This window comes from Neobacillus drentensis (genome assembly GCF_036962125.1).
GTDB lineage: Bacteria > Bacillota > Bacilli > Bacillales > Cytobacillaceae > Neobacillus > Neobacillus drentensis_B.
Genome location: NZ_JBALOA010000006.1, coordinates 1 through 26,154 on the forward strand (window position 1 = coordinate 1; position 26,154 = coordinate 26,154).

Below are 26,154 nucleotides of genomic sequence, written 5' to 3' on the forward strand. Positions count from 1 at the left end.
TATATGCGGAAGTAGTTCAGTGGTAGAACATCACCTTGCCAAGGTGGGGGTCGCGGGTTCGAATCCCGTCTTCCGCTCTCTATTTTTGCCGGGGTGGCGGAACTGGCAGACGCACAGGACTTAAAATCCTGCGGTAGGTGACTACCGTACCGGTTCGATTCCGGTCCTCGGCACCACAATTTATGTTGTAATTACGGGAAGTAGCTCAGCTTGGTAGAGCACTTGGTTTGGGACCAAGGGGTCGCAGGTTCGAATCCTGTCTTCCCGACCATTCTTATTTACAATACGGGGTCTTAGCTCAGCTGGGAGAGCGCCTGCTTTGCACGCAGGAGGTCAGGGGTTCGATCCCCCTAGACTCCACTTATTCGGAGGAATACCCAAGTTTGGCTGAAGGGATCGGTCTTGAAAACCGACAGGCGGGTCATACCGCGCGGGGGTTCGAATCCCTCTTCCTCCTCCATATATTCTATTGTCGCGGGGTGGAGCAGTCCGGTAGCTCGTCGGGCTCATAACCCGAAGGTCGCAGGTTCAAATCCTGTCCCCGCAATTTGGTCTGGTAGTTCAGTTGGTTAGAATGCCTGCCTGTCACGCAGGAGGTCGCGGGTTCGAGTCCCGTCCAGACCGCCATCTTTATTCCAGTAGGTTACCTACTGTTTTTTATATATTTTTTTTAAAATACATATCATTAGGCTCAGTAGCTCAGTCGGTAGAGCAAAGGACTGAAAATCCTTGTGTCGGCGGTTCGATTCCGTCCTGAGCCATTTATCAATTTTAAAACACCTTTTTTAGTTGGAGGGGTAGCGAAGTGGCTAAACGCGGCGGACTGTAAATCCGCTCCCTCAGGGTTCGGCGGTTCGAATCCGTCCCCCTCCACCATTATGGCGGTTGTGGCGAAGTGGTTAACGCACCTGATTGTGGTTCAGGCATTCGTGGGTTCGATTCCCATCAGCCGCCCCATTTATTTTAATAGTAAGGCAGCATAGCCAAGTGGTAAGGCAGAGGTCTGCAAAACCTTTATCCCCGGTTCAAATCCGGGTGTTGCCTCCAAACTTTATATGCGGGTGTAGTTTAGTGGTAAAACCTCAGCCTTCCAAGCTGATGATGAGAGTTCGATTCTCTTCACCCGCTCCAAAATGGGCCTATAGCTCAGCTGGTTAGAGCGCACGCCTGATAAGCGTGAGGTCGATGGTTCGAGTCCATTTAGGCCCACTATATTTTTATTCCGCAGTAGCTCAGTGGTAGAGCTATCGGCTGTTAACCGATCGGTCGTAGGTTCGAGTCCTACCTGCGGAGCCATTTTTCTACATACCATTATTCTTTTATATCAACCACCTTTAAAAAAGTAACCATTTTTTGAAGGTGGTTTTTTTGTCTTTAGATGACTTCAAAATAGGGTTAGCATGGTTCTATTTATGGGTTTCGCAAATAAAAGTGTCACTTTCGCAAATAAATCCTATGGTTTCGCAAATAAACTCTGTACTTTCGCAAACAAATCCTCTAGTTTCGCAAATAAACTCTTTCTTTAAAAAAATAGAAGTAACTTTTTGACCGATTACCACATATTTGAGGTTGTATTGGCGACCGAACGCATGAAAAATCGGCGAGGCCGGTAGCTAATCGCCCGTATTGGCGACCGAACGCATGAAAAGTCTGCGAGCCTGGTAGTTAATCGCCTGTATTGGCGACCGAACGCATGAAAAATCCGCGAGGCCGGTAGTTAATAGCCGACCGAGCACTCATAATGCATTTACTAGAACTAGAACCTTACTATTTCTTTCACTTTTCCCCTAGCTCCGCTCCGCCAGGCTTTCACTGCAGATAAAGATACCTTTTCTAGTTCGGCAATCTCTTTGATTGATAACCTACCACAGACGGTGTACAGGAGCCATTTCTTTTGATTAGGGGTCAGCGTGTGACAGTAAGATAGGAGGATTTCTTTCTGTAATGGTTCGTCAGAGTAGCTGTCCGCTGCTAAGTCCCAGAATTCTGTATCTGGTTGTACATATCTTTCCTGTTCTTGGTGGGATTTCTTTAATTCCATCAGGAGGTAGCCCTTGATGTAGGTGTAGGCATAGTTGGTGAAGCTGCCTTTTTTTGAGTTGAAGCGTTGGCTTGCTTCCCAAAGGGCGATGAGACTGTGCTGATAGAATTCGTCATGGTTTTTGTAAAGGTGGAGCGAGTGAATAATTTTGTGGAGCATGGGCTGGTATTGGTCAACTAATTGTTCAAAGCTTTCCAAGGGAGAGTCCTTCCAGAAAGCGCGCTTTTCATGTATTCCCGGGTACCTCTACCATAACGGGAATCCTGCAGCGGAGCGAACGAACATTTTTCACATTTGGAGGGATTTTTGGCCTTAAAGAGGCTATTTTTGCTTCCAAATATCATATTTGAAGGTGATTTATGCAATTTTAGTTAATTTTGGGGTGAATTGCACGCTAGGCTTTTTTTAAAATCCTCGAAATTAAAAAAGCTAGCCTTTAGGTTTTGCCATCAGATCCCAATCTGTTCCCCATGCCCTATGGCCAAATTTTCCTCCTTTGTCAGTATCAATTGTTTGACGTAAATCCTATATTGATATATTATGAATTCGAGATACTTATTTCAAGGATATTAAAAAAGGAGAGTTTAAATTAATGAATATATTAGTAGTAAAAGCCAATAACCGTCCAGCATCTGAAGCTGTTTCTAGTAAAATGTATGAAACTTTCATGGAGAACTTAGAAGGCGTCAATGTCACAACATACGATGTATTTGCTGAAGATATGCCTTACTTTGGACAAGATTTATTCAACGCATTTGGTAAGTTACAATCAGGTGAAGAAATGTCAGATGTTGAACAACGCATTTTAGCAGCTAAGCAAAAGGCAATGGATGCTTTGTCTGCTGCAGATGTAGTGGTATTTGCGTTCCCATTATGGAACTTAACGATTCCAGCTAAATTACAAACATTCATCGACTATGTTTACGCTGCGGGTTTCACTTTCAAATATAGCGAAACTGGTCAATTAATTAGCTTAATGAATGACAAAAAAGCAGTGATTCTAAGTGCGCGCGGCGGCGTATACTCTTCACCAGAAGCGGCTCCAATGGAAATGGCTGCTACTTATATTAAAAATGTGGTTGGCGGCGTATTTGGAATGCAGATTGTTGATGAAGTGATTATCGAAGGTCATAATGCAGCGCCAGATCAAGCTGAAACAATTATTGCGGAAGGCCTAGCTAAAGTGGCTGAAGTAGCTAAAAGTTTTTCAGCAGTAAAAGCATAAAACGTTCTAAATTATTAAAAATGCCCTGGTGAGATTCATCTCTCCCAGGGCATTTTTTTCGTGTTAGGACATTTACTGCATAGCTTGGAAATACTATACTAAAAGTATGCCTTATGACAAGGAGTAGTAGTGATGTTGATTAGTGATTTTATCGGTTCTTTGATTGGTGATCTACTAGGTGGTTTATTGGAGGCAATTATCCCTACTTCGAAGTCGAAACTAGAAAAAAACATTGATGAGTTAAGGGGAGAAGACTGGTTTTTTCAATTGAATCAGGACGTCCGTTATAATTACATCATTTGGCATAACCACAAGGTAAAACGCATCTTAAAGAAGCCTGAAAATATAAAACTTCTCAAAAGTAGTGACGAAGAACGCGAAAAATTTATTGAGCTTGTTATTAAGGAACATAAAAAATTCGTAGGGATTCGTTGAGTATTTTCCACGTTCCTGTTTGCACATGTGGAAATGGCCCATAGTGGAGCATTGAGCAATAGGGCACATATGCTGGTTCAGCAGCTACAAAAGGTTCCTTTTAAAAAGAAGGCGGGGATGAGTATGAGTAACTTACAAAAATTAGATTATCAATCACCGATTGGTGTGTTAGAAATTGTCGGCACGGATGAAGCTATTTGTTCCATCCTGTTCTCGGAGCAGGAGAAGGCTCAACATTTCCGTAACAATGAGACGAGCGAGGTTTTAGTTGAGTGCTACAGTCAACTGGATGAATATTTTAAGGGGACGCGTCAACACTTTACTTTCCCTTATATTTTTGAGGGGACTCCTTTTCAAAAATCAGTTTGGAACGCTTTAACAAACATACCTTATGCTGAAACTGGGTCCTACAAGGATATTGCTGTTTCGATTGGAAATGAGAAGGCGATTCGAGCGGTGGGGAGTGCGAACGGCAGAAATAAGTTAACGATTGTCATTCCGTGTCATCGTATTATTGGTTCGAATGGGAAATTGACGGGCTATGCCGGTGGTTTATGGCGAAAGGAATGGCTTCTTAAGCATGAGACAGCTTTTAAATAAGTAAGTCATGGAGCAGCCTGACAAGGTTGCTTTTTATTGTGAATTTTACAGATATTATTCGACTTCTCTTCTTAGTATGTCATCGAGTTTTTTTTGTATTTGGTTGACTTTGTTTATATCCAGATGGTTTTCTTCGATTTCTTCCATTTTCCACAAATTAATATCATGTTTTAATTCTGTTAGGCGATGTAAGGTGGAGGTTTTCTGTTTGATAATTTTTGAATCTGCAATGACTCCCTCATAGGCAATTAAGGCAGGTATGACGGCACTAAAAAGTGCAATTAAAACATTAATAATTGCTTCATTCAAGCCAATGAAGGTGAGATTTGCTCCCGATAAAAAGGTTATAAAGAATGAAAAGACGATGGTTGAAATTTTTATTTTCCTAGCCTTTAGTTTAATTTTTCTTATGCAATTCGAGTACAAAATGATTTTCTCCTCGATATCACCTCTAACATCATCTAGGTGTTCCGAATTAGTCACACAATCCCTCCTTAGCTTGTTCGATTATATTAGGATATGAGAAATACCCCAATCAGGTGAAAACCAAGCCAATAGTTATCCGCCAATTTTAAAAAAAATAACTGGAAGATTTTCTATTTTTGAAGCAAGGAAGAAATTGGTGGGTTCCCACCCCCATAAGACATTCTAGTGTGTTCGTATTCTATTAGTATAAGAACAATTTAACTACGAGGGGAATCACATGAAAAAAGTAACCAAGGGAGCTGTTGCCATGGTGTTAGCGGGGGCTGTTACGTTTTCTGCCGCCAACGCTTTGTTGGTCAACACTACTCCTAAACGATTAATAGAAGAACTTGCTACACCTCTATCGGCGGACCGAAAAAAAGCCGATGCATTCGACCAATCATCTAAGAAGAAGTTAGCTTCGGCGCCAACCACGAAGAGGAAGGACCAGGATCGTGCTGCTGTCCAGGTATCTTCAAAAAATAGCTATCTAGCAAAAGAAGCTATTCAGCCGAATCAACAAAGCGTAAGCAAAAAAACGACAACCAATCCTGATACTACGACAACTAGAACGTCTACACCAACACCGATATCAACCAGAACGGGAACAACTAGTGTGACGACAAAGCCTGTTGTGGCGACCAAGAATGTTGCCGTGACAAAACCTGTTACAGCGACAAAGCCCGTTGCGACGGCAAAACCCGGAGCAACGACAAAACCTGCGACAACGACAAAACCAGTGACAACTGCAAAAGCACCAACGACAACGTCGAAACCTAGGACAACAACTTCATCCACAACAAAGAAAAATACAACAGCAAGTGCAGCCACAACAAAAACGAATACCCAAAAGACATCCACCACCACAACTAACCGTGGACAACAGGTTTCTCAAGCAGCAAAAGAAAAGGCTGCAAACCGTAAAGATACAAAAGGAACCAACCAAAAGAAAATGTAGTTTATCCGAAGGAGTCACCATAAGCTGGTGACCCTTTCTTTTTGTATACAGAAAAGGCCTTCCCTAAATTAGGAAGGACCTGTTCAAAGATTGATTACATCGTTTCTTTCACCTTCACGATCGAGGTTTCCTGCGTTACATTTCCTTTGCGCTTTAGTTTACCCCAGCCAACGGTGACTCCCTTAATCGCGGAGAAGATTGATTTTACTACCACATAGGTCATCAGTTGTTTGTACAGGATTCGTTGTAGGAACAAGGACGCTAGTGGTTTCGGACTTTCTTTTTCTAAGCGGAACGCATAGAGAGATGTACCCAAGTCCAGCAGGTAAAATAGGATAAAGCCAATCGCTGCTTTTTCAGGATGCGGGTTAAATAGAGCGATAATGAACAAAAGATCGGCAATCGGTGAGATCGTTTGATAAATATATTGGAACAGCCACATATTTGGCAGAGCGAGATAGCCTAATGAGTGATGCTTTTTATTGAATAACGCCGAACGATGCTTCCATAGGCATTGTAAGGTACCATAAACCCAGCGGTACCGCTGCTTGGCTAGACTCCTAATATCCTCCGGCACTTCTGTATAGGCATACGCTTTTTCTTCGAATTCAATTGTTTTCCCCATTCGTAAGAGGGTAAGCGTGATATCAGTATCCTCTGCCAGTGTATCTTCTTGATAGTAGCCCGCCTCTGCTACGTCCGATTTCCGCCATGCGCCAATCGCACCTGGTACAACGGTAATACAATTGAGTGCGGCGAAGGCCCTTCTCTCAAGGTTAAAGCCTGTCACATATTCGATATGCTGCCAGTTTGTTAGGAGTGTCCCTTTGTTACCGACCTTGACATTACCGGAAACCGCTGCAACATTTTCATTTTTAAAATGGTTGACTAGCAAGGAGATTGCATTTTCAGCGATGAGTGTATCAGCGTCCAGGGCGACGACGATTTCTCCGTTTGCTTCTTTAAATCCAAGATTGACAGCGGAAGATTTTCCTCCGTTTGGTTTTTGAATTAAATGGACGAGAGGATGGTTTGCATATGTTTCTAGGACAATATGCGCTGTCTCATCCTTTGATCCGTCGTCGATTACCAGTATTTCAAAGGCAGGGTAATCGCTCGCTAATATTGAATCAACGGTTTTGCAAATGACTTTTTCTTCGTTATAGGCGGCAATTACGACACTAACCAACGGGATAAAACTTGGGTCAATTTCGGTCTCCTTATACCTTTTTACCTGTTTTCTCGAAAGGAACACGAAGAGAATCAGACGCAAGATTCCTAAAATGATTGCGGAATAAAACAGAAAGCTTACTCCGGAATGCCAGCCTTGAAGGACATTGAAAACAGCTTTGTCATAAATCAGATACGGGTTATCACCGTTCGTGGCAGCCGGCATGATCTGAGTAGCCTTTTTTTCCGTTAGACCAGCAATGGTCGTAAAGGTGTAGCCGCGCTGTTTGAGCTCATTAATCATCATCGGCAGGGCCTTTACGGTATTTGAGCGGTCCCCGCCAGCATCGTGCATCAAAATTATATTACCTTCTGGGAGTTGTTTTATCGCCCGGTTGACAATTTCCTTACTGGATAGACGCTGCCAGTCATCTGTGTCAATTAATTCACCGACAGTGGTATAGCCCATCTCTTGTGCCCGCATGATGGGCTCGAGTTCGTTCTTTGTGTTCGGTTCCGCATCGGCAACATAGGGCGGCCGGAAAAGAGTCATCGAATGACCGGTAATTTCTTGAACCAAGCGTTGATTGGCGTTCAGTTCTACTTTCGTTTGAAAAGGGGTGGTCGATGCGATATCGCGATGGGTAAAGGTATGGTTGCCAATTTCATGGCCCTCCTCATACATCCTTTTTACCAGCTCTGGGTATTGCATCGCATTTTCGCCTAGGATAAAAAAGGTCCCTTTTACGTGATTCTTGTTCAAAATGTCCAATATTTGCGGTGTATAGGTTGGGTCGGGACCGTCATCAAAAGAGAGAACGATTTCCTTCCCTGTTGATTTTCCATACCTTTCAACCACAATAGGCTTAGGAAATTTAAGATAGCTTTCCGCTTGAATCATCCCTTGGGAATCCATTTGGATGGTTCTTTTTCCTTGTTCTAATTGAGAAGTAATTTTTAAAATCTCTCCAGCCCCGGTAAAGTGAACAGGCTTAGGATTAACTAAGGTCTCCAGAGCCTGGGAAGGATCGTTTAGAGCTTTTGGTTTATTGATATAATTCCATATCGCAGGATCTTCAGAACCGAGACGCCATATCGCCAGACCGCTTGAACCTCGATTACTCACTAACTTCATTTGGTTATAAAAGGTGGCGGCATCTAAGAACCAAACGGTATGATTTTTTCCATTTACTTTGTAGCGTAAATAAGGATTGCCTGCTTGTTGATTCCAATGGATTTGGAGGTTGGTTCCGATTCCTAAATTCATGATATCAGCGAATGTCCTCGTTTCGGCAGGCTGATTGGAACCTTCTTCCCAGTCATAGCCGAAGCTTCCTAAACCGATAATCAATTTTTCGGAAGGAATGTTGAGCTGGTTTAGGGTTGCTTGGACCCAATCTGCCTGTGCCACAGGTCCAGGCTTACTCGTGGAGTGGTGTTGGTCATAGACCATTACAATCATTCGATCAACAGTAGTTGCTAATGCAGGATAGTTAAAACTATTATTCTGCGGCGGAACATCCACTGTCACCATGAGTCCGTACTCGTGAAAAGCCTCATTCACTTTTCCGATAAACTGTGTGAAATGGTCTTTGTCACTTGCATTGACTTCTTCAAAGTCGATATTTATTCCGTCAAAGTCATTTGTTCTTACATAATCCACCATCTTTTTGATAAAAAGATCTTCCGCACCTGGTGTAGTAAATAGGCGGTGAAGCGTTTGGCCATCCCATTTATTATTAATAAAGTTATTTACTAATGGGAGAATCTTGATATGGTGCGCCTTTGCCTCTTTAATAATCGATTGGTCTGTGCTGGTTGAAAGGGTAAGGCTCGAATTGAGCTGCAGCCACCCAGGTACTAAGGTTGTAATCGAATCGAGATTCTTTTTAAAAGAATCACGGCTGTTTTTGTCCCAACCGACGTAAAAACCATAGACATCCTGTTCTTGGTTCAATTGCCCGGCCTTTTTTTGAATGGCAGGGGCTGGATTCATTTTTTGAACCTGCGAGGCGAGCTCTTTTGCACTAAAGCTGATATTAATCGGCTCAATTCCACTCATAGCGGTGCTTCGCTTTAAGTCCAGCTTGGGGAATTCTGGATTCGTATTCAAGCTTTCTATAAAAATAGTTGTTACTAAAATGATAAAAACTGTAAAGCCAGCGCTCATTCGTTTGATGACGGACCAGCGTCTTTTGGCAGGGTCAAGAAAAACATGATCAGGGTGATTCTCTTTCTTTTTCAGCCCTAAATTGTAAAACCAATGGAAGAAGAAATAACAGACAAGCCCAATTAAGCCCCCTAGGATTCCCGGTGCAATGCTGTGTGACAGTTGGATTTTGGATTTTAGGGTAGATATGAACCAGTAATCTTCAAACCGACTTAAATCAAGGATGGGTAGATGATTCATTTTTGGGATGAAAATCGGAATCAACGTTCCAAGAAATATGGCGATGATATTCAGACGTAACACGAGCGAAAGAACAAGCAACAAGGGAATTCTTAAATTATCTATTGGTAAAAATCCGAGGAAAAAGCCAAGCGTACTTGCGATCGCCCCGGCACTTCCAGTGACTGGTGCAAATAAAGATCTAACTATCCATCTAAACATTCGATTCACATAGACGCCTCCTTTTGGGTTCGTGTCGTTTTTCTATTTTAATAGAATGATTTTATCATTTAACGGAAGTTTGCGATTTAATAGGAAAGATTTTTCGACATAAACTGACTATCTCCAAAAGGTTAGCATGTCATGAGGAGATTTTGGGGGTAGGTGGGAAAGTTCTTTTAATTATTAATTGGTAATCGAGGGTGACTGGTACCAGTTTAGGGGAGAAATCGGGTCAGCGATCAACAGAGGGGCCGACTAATGCCCGTCGGGAGTGAAAAAGTGGTTCAACGGTAACTAGAGGAGCCGACTAAAGCTTGCGGAGGATATTTTGGTGATTTAAATTGGAAAAAAGTTGGGAATTACAGTATGATTTTTACTTAAAATGGAAATTTTAAAGTTACTAATACCTGAGGGAGTCAAATAATGGTTGGGATTATTCTAGCGGTTTTCATCTTTAACGTTATTGCACTAAAAGTAAGAAAGCGATTAACCCGAAGCGAAATGCTGCAAATTTGGTTATTTACATCTTTACTCCAGTTGGTATTTGATTTATTTGTCAGCCTGAAATACCATGGGTACTGGTACTTTAACAAAGGTGTAGATGGGGTGTCACTCCTTGTTTACCTTTGTTTAGTCCCACCCGTAAATATCATTTTCTTAAATTTGTTTCCTTTAAAAAATTCATTGTGGAAACAAATTTCCTTTTTTCTAGCGTGGAATGTTGGAATTGTTTTATATGAGGTATTAACGTTATTACCTGAACCATGGGGATATTTCCATTACGGTTGGTGGAGGCTGTATCACTCCATTTTGCTCAACCCTTTTCTGCTCCTCAGCTTATTGGGGTTCTACAAATTGATTGGCAGGTTAGAGCAGGGGAGTCATGGTAAGCAAGTATAGTTTAGGGGAGAAGTGTTCGCGCACTTCTCCTCTTTTCATGGTTATTTTGTTTGCTCGACGTTGAGTTCGATTAAGTTGCCATCAGGATCGGCACAGAAGATTTGGGCGAAGCCGCTGATGCTGTTGGGCTTCTCTAATAGCTCAACACCCTTACTTTTCAACCAATTCAGTGTGGCCTCATAATCCTTCACTCTAAGTGCAAAGTGACCCTCCCTGCTGCTCAAACGTTTATCTGGGCGAATGGTTTGGGAGGTGGGGAGAACGATGAGATGAAGCTGTTGTTCTCCTATTTCATACCAAGCACCCGGAAAATCAAAATTAGGTCGCTGGATTTCTCTCAAACATAAGATGTTACCATAAAAATTTTTAGCTTGTTCTAAATCAGTAACCGTTAGACTAACGTGATGGAGGCATTCATATTGAATCACGGCGGTATCTCCTTCATTTTTTAGTACCATAATAACATAGAATTATGGTTTGGCGGTTTATCATTGGCGCGATTTGTCGATCTGATTACAAGGCGGACTAGGTTCCTTTTTATAGGATGAATGTCGTTTCGCAAACAAATGCCCTACTTTCGCAAATAAACCGGTTGCCTTCGCAAACAAATGCCCTACTTTCGCAAATAAACCAGTTGCTTTCGCAAACAAATGCCTTAGTTTCGCAAACAAACCGGTTCCTTTCGCAAATAAATCACGAACCGCGGCAATACCAATAAAAAACACTGCATTAGAATGCAGTGCTGGTGTACATTTCCTATATAGTAGCCTTTTTATATCTCCGATAGATGGTATTTTCCATTAGATGGCCCAAACCACCCATCAATAATCCCAGTAAAAGCCCGTTAAAGACAGGGAAATCCAGAAATCTCAAAGCTGAATAATGCTGGATCAAGCCAGAGTCGTGCCAAAATAATCCGAAATCCATTCCTACTACAACTCCTATAAAAAAGCCAGATAAATAGGTGCGATGGTCTACCTCTTGACCATCGAGTTTATTATTATTGGCCCTGGCTGCATTATAGGCCTGCCAAATCCCATAACAATAAACGGAGGGGTAAAATAGCGCCCAGCGATAATCAATCTCGTGATGGGCTAAATGAATATCTCCGATAAAAGAATCTATTAATGAGAGGTTTAGGTTAGAATTCAAATTGACGATAAATTCCAAGCCTAGTAAGACTGCGCCGATGAGATAATCTTTGTTGTAAAATTGCCCGAAGCCTGGCAACACACATGACCATAACATTGCCGCATAGGGAGATTGATATTGGCGACTTGTTCTCATGGCGCAATCCCTCCAAATGAGTATGTTACTATAATTTCTCCAGCGTCCTTCTAAATCCCTCTATTTATACATATTTTGGTAAATTGATCCTATTTCAGCGATTTTTTGCAAACCTTATTTCTACCACTAATAGGTGAAAAAACTAGGTATCAAGCCCGTAGAGTTCTGGTAAGGCAGATAAAATAACATTATCTTTACAAAAGTTTTAAATTTTAAGATAAATTATAGAAGGATAATAGCTTACCTTGTATAATTGGTTAAAAAAGCATGCATTTTTGCTATATTCGGTATCTATTTCATGTGGAATCTACTACATAGATGATGCTAAATGGGGAATCGTTAATCATGAAGAAAAAGAAAAGTTCAATTCGGTTGTTCATAAGCATTTCATTTATTGTTCTTATGGTAGGGACGATTATTGTGATTGGCAATATTACTTTTTCAAATTGGAAATTATCTTCCTATAGTTTGATTGACCGAATGGGGAATGACGCAAGTAAGGATATATTCACAAGAATTGAAGCGCTGATTATGGTTCCACTGCATACAAATGAAAACAATCATTTTTTAATCCAAAATGGGATTGTTGACCTTAACAATAAGAAAAGGCGCGAAGCCTATTTTGCCGGTACCCTTCAATCAAGTAGCGAGGAAATCTATAGTTTTAGCTATGGTTTGGAGGATGGGGAATACTACGGGGCGCGCAGGAATACTCGTAACAACATCGAAGTTTATCAAAGTAATCGTGAAACCAATGGGCACTCTCTCTATTATTCGATGACAAGTGACATGACGGCAGGGAAATTCATCGAGGACTTTGGTGCGTTTGACCCACGGACAAGACCATGGTATAAAATGGCGAAGAAAAGTGGGAAGCCTGTTTTTTCTCCATTGTATAAGCACTTTGTCAAGAATGACTTAGTCCTTTCTGCTGCCTATCCGATTTATAGCAAGGATGGAAAGTTGCAGGGTGTATTAGGAACACATGTGACCCTTTCGGAATTAAGTACATCTTTGAAGGAAGCGGTAGCAGAGAAAAAGGCCATTGCCTATGTTATTGAAAAAAATACAGATATGCTTGTGGCTAGCTCAGTAGATAATCGAACCTTTCTACCGCTTGCCAATGATTCCTTTAAAAGGATAGCGATGGACGAAATTGATAACAAATCAATCAAACAGGCCTATCAAAGGTTTAAAAAAACAGCAGACACCAAGTTTACGATCAAATCTAATGATGATCAATTCCATATCAAACTATCAGAGTATAAAAAGAATGGCATTGATTGGCTCGTAATGACAGCCATTCCAGAAAGCCAATTTACGGGTGAAATTAATAAAAATATCCGGACAGCATTAATTTTATCGTTGATTGCCCTCGTTATATCAATATTCATCTATATAAAAAGTACGAAGTACATTTTAAAGCCGATTAACAATTTAATCGATGTCGCCGAAAAATTTTCAAAGGGAGATTTATTACAGCGGGCGGAGATTTTTAAAAATGATGAAATTGGCCGGCTTTCCGGTGCGTTTAATAAAATGGCGGATGAAATTTTCACTCATATTATTACCCTGGAAGAAAAAGTAAAAGAACGAACGGTTACCCTAGAAAAAATTAATCGGGAATTAAAATATGCCAAGATGGAAGCAGACCGGGCAAATGAAGCTAAAAGTGAATTCCTTGCCAATATGAGCCATGAAATTAGGACCCCTCTTAATGCGGTGATTGGTTTTAGTGAACTGCTCCAACATACGTTAAAAGAGGAAAAAGAAAAGCGATATATTAAATCCATCCATCTGGCTGGGAATAGTTTATTGACGATAATTAACGATATTCTTGATCTTTCGAAGGTGGAGGCAGGGAAAATTGAGCTGCAATACAAGCCTGTTAAGCTCAGAAATATTATTAAAGAGATTGAGAATATTTTTTCGGAGAAGGTTGAGGCAAAAAATCTGGAATTGATTGTTGAGATTCAAGACGATTTTCCGAGGACCATACTCATAGACGAAGTGAGAATCAGGCAAGTCCTGCTGAATACAGTCGGAAATGCAGTTAAGTTTACAGAACATGGCTATGTGAAAATTTCATTAACCGCAACGGCCGCTGCCGCTTCGAATGACTTTAGCAGTATCGATATTCATCTTTCTATTGAAGATACAGGAATTGGAATTCCCGAAAGTGAGCGTGCGAATATCTTTGAAGCATTTAAGCAAGTATCGGGTCAAAGTGCCAAAAAATATGGCGGGACAGGACTAGGGCTTTCGATTACCAAAAAATTGGTCGAAATCATGAATGGAAAAATGGATGTAGAAAGTACGGTCGGCAAAGGAAGCATTTTTTATGTGGAGTTTGCGAATGTGGAGATCGCGGCGACTGAGCAGCTACCCGATGTCATTGAGAGATCTTACTTTGAAAAGTACAAGTTTTCTCAAGAGAAAGTCCTCGTCGTTGATGATATCGAGACGAACCGTGTTTTATTGATGGAATTGCTTTCTAAGGCAGGAATGAGGGTTTTGACTGCTGAAAATGGGTATGACGCACTGCAGATTTGTGAGGTGGAGCGACCGGATTTGGTGATTACAGACTTGGTGATGCCGGTGATGGATGGATTTCAAGCTTGCCGAGAACTAAAAGGGAACCCTGAATTATCCCATATCCCAATCATCGCTTTAAGTGCATCGACGGCCCATGCCTTGCCTGAAGTGAACCTATTTGATGATTTCTTAATGAAACCAGTACATGCGGAAGAGTTGCTCCGCAAAATATCACTGTACCTGAATAAGAACACACAGTTGGAAAATGACTTTTTTTCAAATGCAGGCTCAACGATTGGGATGGTACATACCATGGACCCTGAAATTCTAACAGAAATTAGAGAAAAATTGAAACCTCTCATCCTAAAATTAGAAGCCTCGCTCATCATCGGCGATGTGAAAAATTTGGCCGACCATTTCATTTCATTAGGGCAGCACTATCAATTGAGGTTTTTAGTGGCTGATGGGATTGAACTGATGAAGACTGCAGAGTGCTACGATATTGTTAGTATAAAATCAAAATTAAAACAAATAGAAAGATTCATAGATGAGGATAATCCAAATGAAAAATAGAAAAAATGATTTGGTTTTAATAGTTGATGACAACCCTAATAATATTCAGGTATTAGCGATGATTCTTGCAGAGTACGGTTATGAGCTTGGAATTGCTCAAAATGCCTATGAAGTCTATACGTTTCTTGATGAAAACACTCCTGAGCTCATTTTACTAGATGTAGAGATGCCGGATATCGATGGCTACGAGGTGTGTCGGACGATCAAGGCAACTGAAGATTATAACGATATTCCCATCATTTTTCTAACAGTAAAAAGTGAGCAGGAGGACATTGTCAAGGGCTTTGATTTAGGTGCGGTAGATTATATGACCAAGCCTTTTCATCGGAAGGAACTGATATACAGAGTAAGAAACCATATCGCATTAAAGCAGTCAAAAGATGATCTGGGAAAGAAGAATAAGGAACTCGAAAGGGCGTTAAAAGCTAGAGAAGAAATAGAACAAGAACGTGATCGGTTAATGATTGACCTATGCAAGCATCGCGATCAGCTCGAGGAGATTGTGCTTGAGCGCACGAAAGAGTTAAGGGATTCCAATCGGCGGTTTATTCATGTAGCCGAAAGTATTAATGATGGATTTTTATTATTGGATAAAGAATGGAGGTTTATCTTCGTCAATCGAGATGACTTCTTACCTTTGAACCAATCAAAAGAATCTGTCGTTGGCAAAAATATTTGGGAGTTATATCCAAAAGATATTGGTACAACCCTGTTTGATGAGTTTCACCGTGCGATGAACGAGCGGATTCATGTTCATTTTGAGACGGGTTCTAAATATACCGATATCTGGTATGACCTGTCGATTTATCCCTTTGATGATGGAATCTGCTGCATTATTAAGGACATTACGGATAAAAGGAAATACGAGAAAGAATTGAAGCGATTATCCGGCTTAGATTTAATCGGGCAAATGGCCGCCGGCATCAGTCATGAAATTAGGAATCCGATGACAACGGTACGAGGATTTTTGCAGCTCTTAAATAAAAATGATGACTTTGATCAATATAGTGAAATTTTTGATTTAATGATAGAAGAACTTGACCGTGCCAATTCAATTATTTCTGAATTCCTATCAATGGGCAATACAAGGAGCACCGATTTACAAACATTCGATTTAAATGAAATCATCCATGACCTAACTCCACTTATGATGGCTGATGCGTTAAGTAAGGATAAGTATATTGAATGTGAAACGAGTGACATTCCAAGATTACGGTTAAACCGTGATGAGATCCGGCAGTTATTACTTAACCTTACCCGTAATGGGATTGAAGCGATGAGTCCTGGAAAGGGCCTTATCATAAAAACCTATCAAGAAGATGATTGTGTGGTTCTTGCCGTCGAGGATCAGGGCGAAGGGATTAAGCCGGAGGTATTAGAAAAGTTAGGTACACCGTTCTTCACGACCAAGGATAACGGGACTGGCCTCGGCTTAGGTGTATGCTATGCCATTGCTGCCCGTCATCAGGCAAAAATTGATATTAAAACAGGAGACGGGGGCACGACCTTTTTTGTGAGATTTCGTGCGGGACACCCATCGGATTCACTGAAGATTGATAGTGTGTCAAAGTAGTAGAAAATTTATTCTGAGGTTAGTTAATAAAAAATAGGTGCAATCCCGGTAACTCCCAAAGATTGCACCTTTTTCTTTTTTTATGCTATTTTCGCTTCTCGATTATCCTCTTGTTCCTTCCCTTTGTTACTCTCCCATTTTGTAATAACAAGGGCGGCTAATGAGTTGCCAACGATATTAACGGCAGTCCGTGCCATATCAAGGATTCGGTCAATTCCGGCAATAAAGGCCAGTCCTTCTACAGGAATTCCGACACTTCCAAGGGTTGCAAGAAGAACAACAAACGAAACCCCGGGAACACCGGCAATTCCTTTGGATGTCAGCATTAAAACAAGAACGAGAGTGATTTGATGACCGATACTCATATGAATTCCGTACATTTGCGCGATAAACAAGGAAGCAATCGCTTGATACAAGGTCGACCCATCCAGGTTAAAGGAATAACCCGTTGGAATGACAAATGAGGTAATTGTCTTCGGACAGCCTAACTGCTCCATTTTTTCCATGAGTTTAGGAAGCACGGTCTCGGAACTGGCTGTCGAATAACCTAGTAATAGTTCGTCCTTTAAATATTTTATGAGATTAAAAATATTATAGCCTGCGATTTTCGCCACAATTCCCATAACGACGACGATAAAGAAAATCATTGATCCATAGACCACGAGGACTAATTTTCCTAACGGAATTAAGGAAGATAGACCGAATGTCGATACAGTCACGCCGATTAAAGCAAATACCCCAAGCGGCGCCAATTTCATAATTTGGTTCGTTACATAAAACATCGCTTCCGCCGTTCCCTTGAAGAACTGAATCACTGGTTTCCCTTTTTCACCGACCGCCGCTACACCGAGCCCAAACATGACGGAGAAGAAAATGATGGCAAGCATGTCGCCATTGGCTAAAGCTTGAATGACGTTAGTTGGAACAATGTTGACAAACGTGTCTATCATTGAATGTGACTCTGTTGTTTGCGCTGTTGTTACATAGGTATTGATATCTGTTTTGGTCAGATGGGAGCGATCGATACCTGTTCCTGGATGGAAAAGGTTGGCTGCCAAAAGCCCGACCAAGATGGCAATCGTTGTAATTATTTCAAAATATAAAAGGGTTTTCCCGCCTAATCTGCCTAAGGACTTCATATCGCCTGCACCCGCAACACCGACAATCAAACTGGAGATGACAATTGGAATCACAATCATTTTGATTAAGCGGATAAATATCGTCCCAATGGGCTGTAAATACTCAACTACATGAGGGTTTCCGTAAAAAAAACCGCCTACGGCAATCCCTAAAACCAATCCGATAAAAATTTGCCAAGCTAATCCGATTCTTCTCATTTCATCTACTCCCCATAAAAAATCTCTATGAAGTTATTCTAGTATTTCTTTATTAATATTAACAATATATAATATGGATAGAAATCATCTCATTTTGAGATAGGAAGGTCGATATATGGAACTAAGACAATTAAAGTACTTTATCGAGGTGGCCCGGCTCGAACATTTTTCAATGGCAGCTGAAACCCTACATATTGCCCAGTCAGCGTTAAGCCGCCAGATTAGTCTTTTAGAAAAAGAATTAGGAGTCGATCTGTTTGAGCGGGAAGGTCGGAACGTCCGATTAACATTAATTGGGAAATTGTTTGCCGACCAGGCTGTGGTTGCTTTAAAGGCGATTGACAATGCGACACAGTTAATTAATGAATATTTGGACCCAGAACACGGAACGATTCGGATCGGGTATCCGTCCAGTATCGCGAGCAGCACCCTGCCAACGATTATTTCAGCTTTTAAAAAAGAGTATCCAGAGGTAAAGTTCCATTTACGGCAAGGGTCGTATGAATTTCTTACCGAGGGAATCAAGAATCGAGAGATTGATTTAGCGTTGATTGGTCCTGTGCCGGATAGCGATCCAGATTTACGTACCAATATCCTTTTTTCAGAGGATTTTGTCGCGCTCTTACCTGAAACGCATGCGTTAGCAGCGAATGGCAGTTTATCGTTATACCAACTAGAGCAGGATCCCTTTGTGTTATTTCCAGAAGGCTTTGTTCTTCGGAAAATTGCCGTGGATGCCTGCCACCAGGTTGGATTTCGACCCATTGTTCCATATGAAGGGGACGATTTGGACGCGATCAAAGGATTAGTTTCAGCAGGGATGGGCGTTACACTTCTCCCAGAAACAACCCTTTATAAAAATATGCCAAGCGGAACCGTAAAATTAAAAATTAACCATCCGGAAGTGAAAAGAACAGTCGGTGTCATTACTCCTAAGAATCGCCAACTGTCACCTTCTGAAAATCTATTTTACCGGTTTGTGCTGGATTACTTTAAGAATATTCAGTTACGGATATCGGATAAAAAAAGAAAGGTATGAGGAGAATAGATGGGTTACCCCAATAGATATATTGATGAACAACCAAATGAATCATTAAAAGGAACTAAACGAACGTCATTTTTTCAAGATTTATCAAGCCAAAATATTTCTTCTGGTTTCATTTCAAGTACGTTGGTGATGACAGGACCGGCGCTGATTATTCTCCAGGCGGCAGCCACAGGGAATTTTTCTAATCAGCAAACCATCAATTGGATGTTTGCGGTCTATTTCTTTGGCGGTCTTTTTGGCATCGTTATGCCGCTGGTATTTCGAATTCCAATTACAGGTGCACATTCGATTTCGGGAGTGGCTTTTTTAGCGACTGTGACCGCCCATTTTAGCTATCCACAGCTGATTGGCGGCTATGTGATGTCAGGGCTGTTGATTTTGCTGGTTGGGTTGTCAGGACTTTTTACTAAAATTATTAAATGGGTTCCGAAAGAAGTTATTGCTGCCATGCTGGGGGGCTTGGTCACTAATTATGTGGTTCAGATTGTGGATGGCGTCAAGGCACTGCCTATAGTAGGTGGAGCTGCCTTGCTTAGTTTTTTAATCTGTACGAAAATATCCAAACGGATTCCTGCCGTCATGGTCGCGGTGGTGGTCGCGTTTATTAGCTTGTTTTTAACCGAGGATTTGCAGATGTCATCTAAGGGAATTGCCTTTTTCTTACCTTCCTTACAAATGCCGGAATTTACTTGGATGGGGATGGTCACGCTTGGCCTGCCATTGGCGATGTTAATTCTCAGCAATGATGTAGCGCCAGGAATCGGAGCGCTAGAAAGCTCCGATTTTAACCCACCGATTCGAAAAATTGTTTCGTTTAGTGGAGTGTTTTCAATTATTGCTAGTTTTTTTGGAGGGCAAAGCGCAAATATTGCCGGAATGATGACGGCGATTTGCTCAAGCGAGGAAGCAGGAATGAGTTCCAAACGCTATATGGCAGCGGTGGTATCAGGGATTTTGACGTTACTCTTTGGTGTGTTTGCGTGGAAAATTGTTCCCTTTATCCAAACTTTACCGCAGGCATTTGTGTCGATGCTGGCAGGGTTTGCGTTAATCGGGGTCCTATTATCCAGTTTGCAGCTGGGCTTTACCGGAAATAAATATCGCCTCAGTGCCCTGTTTGCCTTTCTCATTGCACTCTCGCATGTATCGTTTTTCCATATTAGTGCGCCTGTATGGGGACTGGTCGTTGGGGCGATAATTGCGAGAACAGTGGAAGCTTAGACTATTTTTTAAAATAAAAAAATCCTCTTCGTCCAAAGAAGAGGATTTCGTCTATATTCAGGTTAAGTTTCTCTCGAGAAACAAAGTATCAACTATTCGAAGCAACCAATTCTTTGCTCCGCTCATCCCCTGAGTTATCAAACTCCTTAATCATCGCTATAAATGGTTCAATAAATTGAGGATCAAATTGTTTTCCAGAGCAGGCACGTAATTCAACAATCGCTTCTTGAAATGTTTTTGTTTTTTGATAAGGCCGCTCCGTTGTCATTGCATCAAAGGAATCAATCACACAAAGAATGCGCGCAAGCTTTGGAATGGATTTTCCTGCTAAACCATAGGGATAGCCAAACCCGTCATACCGTTCATGGTGGAGTTCAACGAGTGGAATCAGATCTTCTAGTTTCTTATTCGTTGCAATGATTTCTTTTCCAAAGGTGACATGCTTCTTCATCAATTCCCATTCATGGGGCTCGAGCTTTCCTTTTTTACTTAAAATATCGCGAGGAATTTCAATTTTTCCGATGTCATGGACCAGTGCTCCAAGAATCAGCGTTTTCCTTTCATGAACGCTTAAATTAAGCATCCTGGAAAAATCAACAGCATATTGATAGACACGTTTACTATGGCGGTAGGTATAAACATCCTTGGAAAGAAAGATTTTTAACTGGAATTCTGCTTCCTCTAACTCTTTATCAAGCGAAAGAGACTGTTGAACAGAGTATTCGGAATAACCGTTGTAAATTTGGACCAGATTCTTTCCTTGATTCTTTGCTGCATACATCGCTTGGTCCGCCTTGTTCAAAAGCTCGGAAATACTATAGGTCTCCTTTTCACATTCAGCAATCCCAGAGGAAAAGGATAAGCATCCATAGGGAAGACCTTCGACCCCCTTATAGTAGGTGTCATTTACTTTCTTCCGAAATTCATTCATAAACGAATAAGCTGTCTTGCGCTGGGTATTTGGCATGATAATCGAAAACTCTTCACCGCCATAGCGGGCAACGATAAAATTAGCTGCATCAGATTCTGCTTTCAAAAGGGCACCAAACTCCTGGAGCAGCTGATCTCCTTGAATATGCCCGTAGAGATCGTTGTACTTTTTAAAATCATCAATGTCGAGGATAACCACACACAAAGGCTGATCATTTTCCTTCGCCGCTGCCACTTCTTTTTCTAAAATCTCTTTAAAATATCCGTGGTTATTCAGACCAGTAAGGAAATCCTTGTTTGCTTTCTCAGCCACTTCTTTAAATAAGTTAAAATGTTGTTTAAATGCTAACGATAATAAAAAGGCAATACAAGTAAAAAGCAACAGTCCAAAAAGTCTTTCGTTTTTCATTAAAATGACGAGGACTAATGAAAGCACAAGTGTACTTAGATAAGTGGAAATTGTTTCTTTAATGATTTCCTTAAAATAGTTTATTATGTTTTCGGTTGCCAATATAAAAAATAACCCAACTAGTAGTAGATTCAATGTAAAATAGGTGCAAAAAGAGATCAAATATGGAATGACATTATCAATATGGATTGCTCCAATGGTTCCATTTGTATAGAAAAAAGCATAATAAGCGCAAATAATCATTAAAGAATAAACTGCAAAATTAAACAAATGTTTCCACCAGACAACTTTCCGTTGTAAACCAGCAAAAATGACGCTATGTATGAATAAAACGAGTAATGAAAAATGTAAACCATACAAAAAAAGGCTTGCTAAATAGATCGATGAATCCATAGAAAGGGAATTACCCTTTGGTGGGATTAGTATGGTGTAGTAATTAAGCAATATAATAGATAAGGAAAGTGCAAAAATAACCATCCAATCCATTTGGGAGTACTGTGGGATTTTAATCAAGAAAGTAAAAAACAAAATGCCTAAGGCTGAAACCAAAAAAAGATATATATTTTCAGGTGTCTTTAAAATACGCATACTCATCACTCTCATAAATCAATTTAGGAGAAGTAAATAGATTACTTCTCCCCATTATTATACTCTTAAACTAATTTATATCCAGAAGTTAAAGAAATAATGATAGCACCGATAATAATTGCATTGAATAGAATTCCTGTTAATTTGATTCCCTTTTTTTGTTCGTTTTTCATCCTTTTTCACCCCCCTTCAAGGAGACAGGGAGAATCTTCACCTTTTTTGCCAATGGATGATGAACCATCAGATACTGAATGAAAAAGAAGATTCCAATATTCATAATAATATCGCCGATACTTATGACTTGTGTACGAGGGTAGGGGTCTGAAATTGGAATGACATCACCCAAGATTCCTAGATGCGATGACGAAGTTAGCATGGTATGCTTTGCATATAAGCTTTCTTTAAGGACTTTGATATAGCTTGAATCTAAAACAGCAGCAGCATCTACTGATACCGGCATTCTTCCACCATTTAGGACCATAACTAAAAAGTTTAGAAATACTCCTATCAAAATTAAGATAAATCCAGGATTCTTGCGGTTAATATATAAAAATAGTAAACCGAATACATAAACCACAATGTAAATATATCCACTAATCTGTCCAAGAAATTTGCTACCATTTTGGAGCTTGAAAACAGCTAGTTCAACAATCAAAAGCAAAGGAAAGACCCAACCCCACTTGAGCTTTAGTTGTGCTAGCGCCCGTAGGTTCCCTTTGCGAAGGAACCCTACTATAAATGAAAGTACAATACCGTCAAATACCATCGTTGTTACCTGCCTATGCCAGAATATATGAAAAGATAAATAAAAGTTGAAAAATTCCATGAAGGAAAAATATTCCCAAAATAATAATAATCAAATAGGTTCGTTGAAGGCAAGTGAAAATCTTGATGAATTATGTCGTTTTTGTGGATGTCTACAAGTAGAGTGAGATATTAAGGTAATAGGGAGGGTGGTCAAAAGCGTAACTGTTATCGAGGAAAAAGGCATCCTGCATGAATAGGATGCCTTGAAATGGAGGTCGGTTTGTGGTTTGCAATTTCTTATCCGTTTCAACTCCAGAACGGATTGTTCGTTCATTAAGAGCCTTTTTTAATAGTAAAATTATCCGCTAACAATGCCCAGTTTGACGGATAAGGGTAGCCTAATGCCCAGTAACTAATTCCGCGGAGATTGAATTCTTTTGCCAAGTCGAACTTCGCTTGAGCGCTTCGTGCATCCTCGAACCATACTTCATGGCCTCGGCCTTGTTCGTCGACGTAACGGAAAAATGGTGATTGGGTAGTTTCATCATATTGAATACTTGCTCCGTATTTGACCGCACGCGCAATCGCTTCTTGTGTGCTAAAGGTTTCCGCTTCTTGTCCCTGTACATGTGGAAGGAGCCAATCGCGGGCGTAAATCTGAAATCCTAGGAAAATTTTTTCTGCAGGCATAACGGTCCGGGCATATTCGACGACTCGTCTCATTTGGTTAAGCGGTGAAATAGCTTGTGGCGGCCCTAGCCGGTATCCCCATTCATAAGTCATCAGCACGACAAAATCAACAATTCGCCCGTGTGCCTCATAATCATGTGCTTCATAAAGCAGCCCGGCTTGTGTGGCACTTTGCTTGGGAGCCAGGGCCGTTGAGACAAAATATCCGCGTGGATGAAGGCGGTCCACGGTTTCTTGGAGGAATAGATTGTAAAATTCACGATCCGCCGGTAAAACATTTTCAAAATCAATGTTGACGCCCTTATAGCCTTTTTCATCCATAATCCGCAGCATATTTGTTAGTACCTTTTCACGTAATACCGGACTAGATAAAAGGGTATGAGCGACGTTTGATCCCGCTGCGCTTGAGGTGAAATTGGTAATCGACATCATTGGGATAACATTATTTGTTTTTGCTGCTTGAATCGTCAATGTATCTTTCGCTGGAGCGAGATCGCCATTTTCATTGATTAGGTAAGCAAATGGACCGATATACGTTAATAATTGGCGAAGTTCTCTTACTGTGTCAGCAGCAGCCTGATCGGGTTGGTAGGTGTAAGCATTGACTTCAATGGTTGGTTTCTTAATTGGTATTCTTAACTGTGTTCCTGAATAAATGAGATTTGGATTTTGAATTTGGTTTTCATCGATAATCGCTTGGACAGTCACTCCGTAACGTCTTGCAATTTGTGATAAGGTCTCCCCAGTTTTCGTCACGTGAACTCGCGCGGGAATAATCAGTTTGGCCCCTGGGTATAAGAGCGAGGGATTTATCAGTTGATTAGCCTGAATAATCGAGTTAATATCCACCCCATACTGTTGTGAAATTGACCACAACGTGTCTCCAGACCGTATGATGTGAGATGTTCCGGGGACTGGAATGACCAATGATTGCCCAATCAACAGCTGGTTCGGGTTTTCGAGCCCATTTGATTGAATAATTCCATTCATATTTACTTTGTAACGAGCAGCAATTTGCCAAAGCGTTTCACCGCTCCGGACAATATGGATCACCATCTGCCTCTCCTCCTGTTTCACCTCAATAATGTAGATTATGTGGATGAAAAGGATTGGTTAATTGTCTATATAAATTTACTTAATAGTCAACTTTTTCATAAGTAAATCTAACTATTATATGGTAATTAAATGTATAAAATCCAATTCTATTAAGAAATCTCTGATAGATCTAAATCTCTTTAATTAAAATATTATCTGAATGATAAGTTTTTTGTAATAGTATTGACAGTTTTCCGACATAATTATAAGATTACACTGAAATATGAATCTATGGCTTTCTAATTGAGAGGAGGAATAACTAAACCGGCTTATTATTACACTACCCTTTCCATAATAACATCTCCGTTCAAAGGTAGGATTGGAAAACTTCAGTTGAAATTTTCACTATGAAACTTTTATTTTTTTGAACCCATATGAAAACGTTTCCAAATTTTTCAATATTGAATTTACAATCCGAATAAACATCACGAGAAGGTTATGAAAAGAACTAAGGGGTAATTTATAAGGAGGAATTATTTTGGCAAAACAGACTTTAAAGGACTTCTTAACACCCCAACTGAACGAGTTGCGGGAAAACGGCCTCTACAATGTCATTGACACGATAGAAGGACCCAACGGCCCTATCGTTACCATCAATGGCAAATCATTAATCAATATGTCTTCTAATAACTACCTTGGCCTTGCTAATAATGAAAGAATGAAGCAAAAAGCGCGTGAAGCAATCGAAGAATATGGAGTGGGAGCAGGTGCGGTCCGTACCATTAATGGTACATTAACCATCCATAATGAATTGGAGAAAACCATTGCTCAGTTCAAGCATACCGAAGCGGCGATTGCTTTCCAATCGGGATTCAATTGCAACATGGGTGCCATTTCAGCCTTAATGACAAAGAAGGATGCCATTCTTTCTGATGAATTGAACCATGCATCGATTATTGATGGATGCAGATTATCAGGTGCGAAAATTATCCGCGTCAAACATCAGGACATGGACGATTTGCGCCGCGTTGCGAAGGAAACAATTGAAAGTGGTTTATACGAAAAAGTCATGTACATCACGGACGGAGTTTTCTCAATGGACGGTGATGTAGCAAAGCTTCCGGAAATCGTTGAAATTGCTGAGGAGTTTGGGTTAATTACATATGTAGATGATGCTCATGGCTCTGGTGTAATGGGAAATGGTGCGGGTACAGTCAAGCATTTTGGCCTTTCAGACCGAATTGACTTACAGATTGGGACCCTTTCAAAAGCGATTGGTGTTGTAGGAGGATATGTGGCAGGTACCGAGCAGTTGATTGATTGGCTGAAGGTGCGGGCACGTCCATTCCTGTTTTCCACCTCTTTGACTCCAGGAGATGCGGCCGCCTGTATGGAAGCAATCCATATCATGACCGAATCAACAGAAAAAGTTGAAAAGCTTTGGGAAAACGGAAGATATTTAAAAGAAGGCTTAAAGAACCTCGGTTTTGATATTGGCCATTCAGAAACACCAATAACCCCATGTATCATAGGGAAAGAAGATCTTACCCAATTATTTTCGCGCAGGCTGATGGAAGAAGGCGTCTATGCCAAATCAATCACCTTCCCGACCGTTCCTAGAGGTACTGGCAGGGTTAGAAATATGCCTACTGCTGCACATACCAAGCAAATGCTCGATGAGGTACTAGCAGTCTATGAAAAAATAGGCAAAGATTTAACGATTATCTAATCATACAAAATTTCACAAAGACAGAATACTTACATCATGAAAAAAGA

General features: G+C 40.7%; 19 protein-coding genes, 14 tRNA genes and 2 pseudogenes. 25 read left to right on the forward strand and 10 right to left on the reverse strand.

Features of this window, described 5'->3' with window-relative positions; translation table 11 throughout:
* The first annotated feature begins 5 nt into the window (after positions 1-5).
* The 14 genes from V7121_RS07020 to V7121_RS07085 all read left to right on the forward strand — a co-directional run bounded on the left by V7121_RS07020 (position 6) and on the right by V7121_RS07085 (position 1,296).
* Positions 6-77 (forward strand) — tRNA-Gly (locus V7121_RS07020).
* Positions 78-87: 10 nt separating this feature from the next.
* Positions 88-176 (forward strand) — tRNA-Leu (locus V7121_RS07025).
* An 18-nt stretch (positions 177-194) separates the two neighbouring features.
* Positions 195-271 (forward strand) — tRNA-Pro (locus V7121_RS07030).
* A gap of 16 nt (positions 272-287) precedes the next feature.
* Positions 288-360, forward strand: a tRNA-Ala gene (locus V7121_RS07035).
* 7 nt (positions 361-367) lie between these two features.
* A tRNA-Ser gene (locus V7121_RS07040) sits at positions 368-460 on the forward strand.
* A 13-nt stretch (positions 461-473) separates the two neighbouring features.
* A tRNA-Met gene (locus V7121_RS07045) sits at positions 474-547 on the forward strand.
* Between the two features lie 3 nt (positions 548-550).
* A tRNA-Asp gene (locus V7121_RS07050) sits at positions 551-627 on the forward strand.
* A gap of 61 nt (positions 628-688) precedes the next feature.
* A tRNA-Phe gene (locus tag V7121_RS07055) sits at positions 689-761 on the forward strand.
* A gap of 30 nt (positions 762-791) precedes the next feature.
* Positions 792-876, forward strand: a tRNA-Tyr gene (locus tag V7121_RS07060).
* A gap of 5 nt (positions 877-881) precedes the next feature.
* Positions 882-957, forward strand: a tRNA-His gene (locus V7121_RS07065).
* A gap of 16 nt (positions 958-973) precedes the next feature.
* A tRNA-Cys gene (locus tag V7121_RS07070) sits at positions 974-1,047 on the forward strand.
* Between the two features lie 10 nt (positions 1,048-1,057).
* Positions 1,058-1,131, forward strand: a tRNA-Gly gene (locus tag V7121_RS07075).
* 4 nt (positions 1,132-1,135) lie between these two features.
* Positions 1,136-1,209 (forward strand) — tRNA-Ile (locus tag V7121_RS07080).
* Positions 1,210-1,221: 12 nt separating this feature from the next.
* A tRNA-Asn gene (locus tag V7121_RS07085) sits at positions 1,222-1,296 on the forward strand.
* Positions 1,297-1,756: 460 nt separating this feature from the next.
* On the opposite strand, the gene V7121_RS07090 is transcribed toward V7121_RS07085, so the two are convergent.
* Positions 1,757-2,239, reverse strand: coding sequence for a sigma-70 family RNA polymerase sigma factor (locus V7121_RS07090; protein ID WP_335546168.1), 483 nt, complete (start codon positions 2,237-2,239; stop codon positions 1,757-1,759).
* 394 nt (positions 2,240-2,633) lie between these two features.
* Here V7121_RS07090 and V7121_RS07095 point away from each other — a divergent pair, with 394 nt between their 5' ends.
* From V7121_RS07095 to V7121_RS07105, 3 genes are all read left to right on the forward strand, one after another.
* Positions 2,634-3,266: an FMN-dependent NADH-azoreductase gene (locus tag V7121_RS07095; protein WP_335502220.1), complete on the forward strand. Its 633-nt coding sequence runs from the start codon at positions 2,634-2,636 to the stop codon at positions 3,264-3,266.
* A 132-nt stretch (positions 3,267-3,398) separates the two neighbouring features.
* Positions 3,399-3,701 (forward strand): hypothetical protein, encoded by a 303-nt coding sequence (locus V7121_RS07100; protein ID WP_335502222.1) that lies wholly within the window; start codon positions 3,399-3,401, stop codon positions 3,699-3,701.
* Positions 3,702-3,824: 123 nt separating this feature from the next.
* The gene (locus V7121_RS07105; protein WP_335502224.1) at positions 3,825-4,301 is read left to right on the forward strand and encodes a methylated-DNA--[protein]-cysteine S-methyltransferase; all 477 of its coding nucleotides are present in this window, start codon (positions 3,825-3,827) and stop codon (positions 4,299-4,301) included.
* A 54-nt stretch (positions 4,302-4,355) separates the two neighbouring features.
* Here the strand turns inward: V7121_RS07105 and V7121_RS07110 are convergent, their stop codons facing one another.
* Positions 4,356-4,784, reverse strand: a complete 429-nt coding sequence (locus V7121_RS07110; RefSeq protein WP_335502226.1) for a hypothetical protein — start codon at positions 4,782-4,784, stop codon at positions 4,356-4,358.
* Between the two features lie 220 nt (positions 4,785-5,004).
* Here V7121_RS07110 and V7121_RS07115 point away from each other — a divergent pair, with 220 nt between their 5' ends.
* The gene (locus tag V7121_RS07115) at positions 5,005-5,724 is read left to right on the forward strand and encodes a hypothetical protein (RefSeq protein ID WP_335502228.1); all 720 of its coding nucleotides are present in this window, start codon (positions 5,005-5,007) and stop codon (positions 5,722-5,724) included.
* A 94-nt stretch (positions 5,725-5,818) separates the two neighbouring features.
* Here the strand turns inward: V7121_RS07115 and V7121_RS07120 are convergent, their stop codons facing one another.
* A complete protein-coding gene (locus V7121_RS07120) occupies positions 5,819-9,514 on the reverse strand; it encodes a polysaccharide deacetylase family protein (RefSeq protein ID WP_335546170.1) in 3,696 nt (1,231 codons plus the stop codon).
* 414 nt (positions 9,515-9,928) lie between these two features.
* Here V7121_RS07120 and V7121_RS07125 point away from each other — a divergent pair, with 414 nt between their 5' ends.
* Positions 9,929-10,405, forward strand: coding sequence for a hypothetical protein (locus V7121_RS07125; RefSeq protein ID WP_335546172.1), 477 nt, complete (start codon positions 9,929-9,931; stop codon positions 10,403-10,405).
* Between the two features lie 41 nt (positions 10,406-10,446).
* On the opposite strand, the gene V7121_RS07130 is transcribed toward V7121_RS07125, so the two are convergent.
* The 3 genes from V7121_RS07130 to V7121_RS07140 are packed head-to-tail and all read right to left on the reverse strand — an operon-like array spanning position 10,447 to position 11,692.
* Positions 10,447-10,833: a VOC family protein gene (locus V7121_RS07130; protein WP_335502232.1), complete on the reverse strand. Its 387-nt coding sequence runs from the start codon at positions 10,831-10,833 to the stop codon at positions 10,447-10,449.
* A 60-nt stretch (positions 10,834-10,893) separates the two neighbouring features.
* A complete protein-coding gene (locus tag V7121_RS07135) occupies positions 10,894-11,130 on the reverse strand; it encodes a hypothetical protein (protein WP_335546174.1) in 237 nt (78 codons plus the stop codon).
* A gap of 31 nt (positions 11,131-11,161) precedes the next feature.
* On the reverse strand, positions 11,162-11,692 hold the full coding sequence (locus V7121_RS07140; protein WP_335546176.1) for a hypothetical protein: 531 nt from the start codon (positions 11,690-11,692) through the stop codon (positions 11,162-11,164).
* A gap of 345 nt (positions 11,693-12,037) precedes the next feature.
* On the opposite strand from V7121_RS07140, the gene V7121_RS07145 reads away from it, so the two are divergent.
* The 3 genes and pseudogenes from V7121_RS07145 to V7121_RS07150 all read left to right on the forward strand — a co-directional run.
* Positions 12,038-14,800 carry an ATP-binding protein gene (locus V7121_RS07145; protein ID WP_335546178.1) on the forward strand — a complete coding sequence of 921 codons (2,763 nt, stop codon included), beginning with the start codon at positions 12,038-12,040 and terminating at the stop codon, positions 14,798-14,800.
* A pseudogene (locus V7121_RS24915) lies at positions 14,790-15,137 on the forward strand (response regulator); the annotation flags it as partial. The gene V7121_RS07145 and the pseudogene V7121_RS24915, both read left to right, overlap by 11 nt.
* Before the next feature lie 141 nt (positions 15,138-15,278).
* Positions 15,279-16,373, forward strand: a pseudogene (locus tag V7121_RS07150) (two-component system sensor histidine kinase NtrB); the annotation flags it as partial.
* An 80-nt stretch (positions 16,374-16,453) separates the two neighbouring features.
* Here V7121_RS07150 and V7121_RS07155 read toward each other — a convergent pair.
* Complete coding sequence (locus V7121_RS07155) at positions 16,454-17,710, reverse strand: cation:dicarboxylate symporter family transporter (RefSeq protein WP_335502239.1); 1,257 nt, start codon at positions 17,708-17,710, stop codon at positions 16,454-16,456.
* Positions 17,711-17,825: 115 nt separating this feature from the next.
* Here V7121_RS07155 and V7121_RS07160 point away from each other — a divergent pair, with 115 nt between their 5' ends.
* Both V7121_RS07160 and V7121_RS07165 read left to right on the forward strand, forming a co-directional pair.
* The gene (locus V7121_RS07160) at positions 17,826-18,749 is read left to right on the forward strand and encodes a LysR family transcriptional regulator (protein WP_335502241.1); all 924 of its coding nucleotides are present in this window, start codon (positions 17,826-17,828) and stop codon (positions 18,747-18,749) included.
* Between the two features lie 9 nt (positions 18,750-18,758).
* Entirely contained in the window at positions 18,759-19,979 is a 1,221-nt protein-coding gene (locus V7121_RS07165) for a benzoate/H(+) symporter BenE family transporter (RefSeq protein WP_335546180.1), read from the forward strand.
* Positions 19,980-20,067: 88 nt separating this feature from the next.
* On the opposite strand, the gene V7121_RS07170 is transcribed toward V7121_RS07165, so the two are convergent.
* The 3 genes from V7121_RS07170 to V7121_RS07180 all read right to left on the reverse strand — a co-directional run bounded on the left by V7121_RS07170 (position 20,068) and on the right by V7121_RS07180 (position 24,399).
* Positions 20,068-21,588, reverse strand: a complete 1,521-nt coding sequence (locus V7121_RS07170; protein WP_335502245.1) for a bifunctional diguanylate cyclase/phosphohydrolase — start codon at positions 21,586-21,588, stop codon at positions 20,068-20,070.
* A gap of 487 nt (positions 21,589-22,075) precedes the next feature.
* Positions 22,076-22,672 carry a DUF5317 domain-containing protein gene (locus V7121_RS07175; RefSeq protein ID WP_335502247.1) on the reverse strand — a complete coding sequence of 199 codons (597 nt, stop codon included), beginning with the start codon at positions 22,670-22,672 and terminating at the stop codon, positions 22,076-22,078.
* A gap of 314 nt (positions 22,673-22,986) precedes the next feature.
* On the reverse strand, positions 22,987-24,399 hold the full coding sequence (locus V7121_RS07180) for a LysM peptidoglycan-binding domain-containing protein (RefSeq protein ID WP_335546183.1): 1,413 nt from the start codon (positions 24,397-24,399) through the stop codon (positions 22,987-22,989).
* Positions 24,400-24,916: 517 nt separating this feature from the next.
* Between V7121_RS07180 and V7121_RS07185 the strand changes: the two genes are divergently transcribed.
* Entirely contained in the window at positions 24,917-26,107 is a 1,191-nt protein-coding gene (locus V7121_RS07185) for a glycine C-acetyltransferase (RefSeq protein ID WP_335502251.1), read from the forward strand.
* Positions 26,108-26,154: the final 47 nt, after the last annotated feature.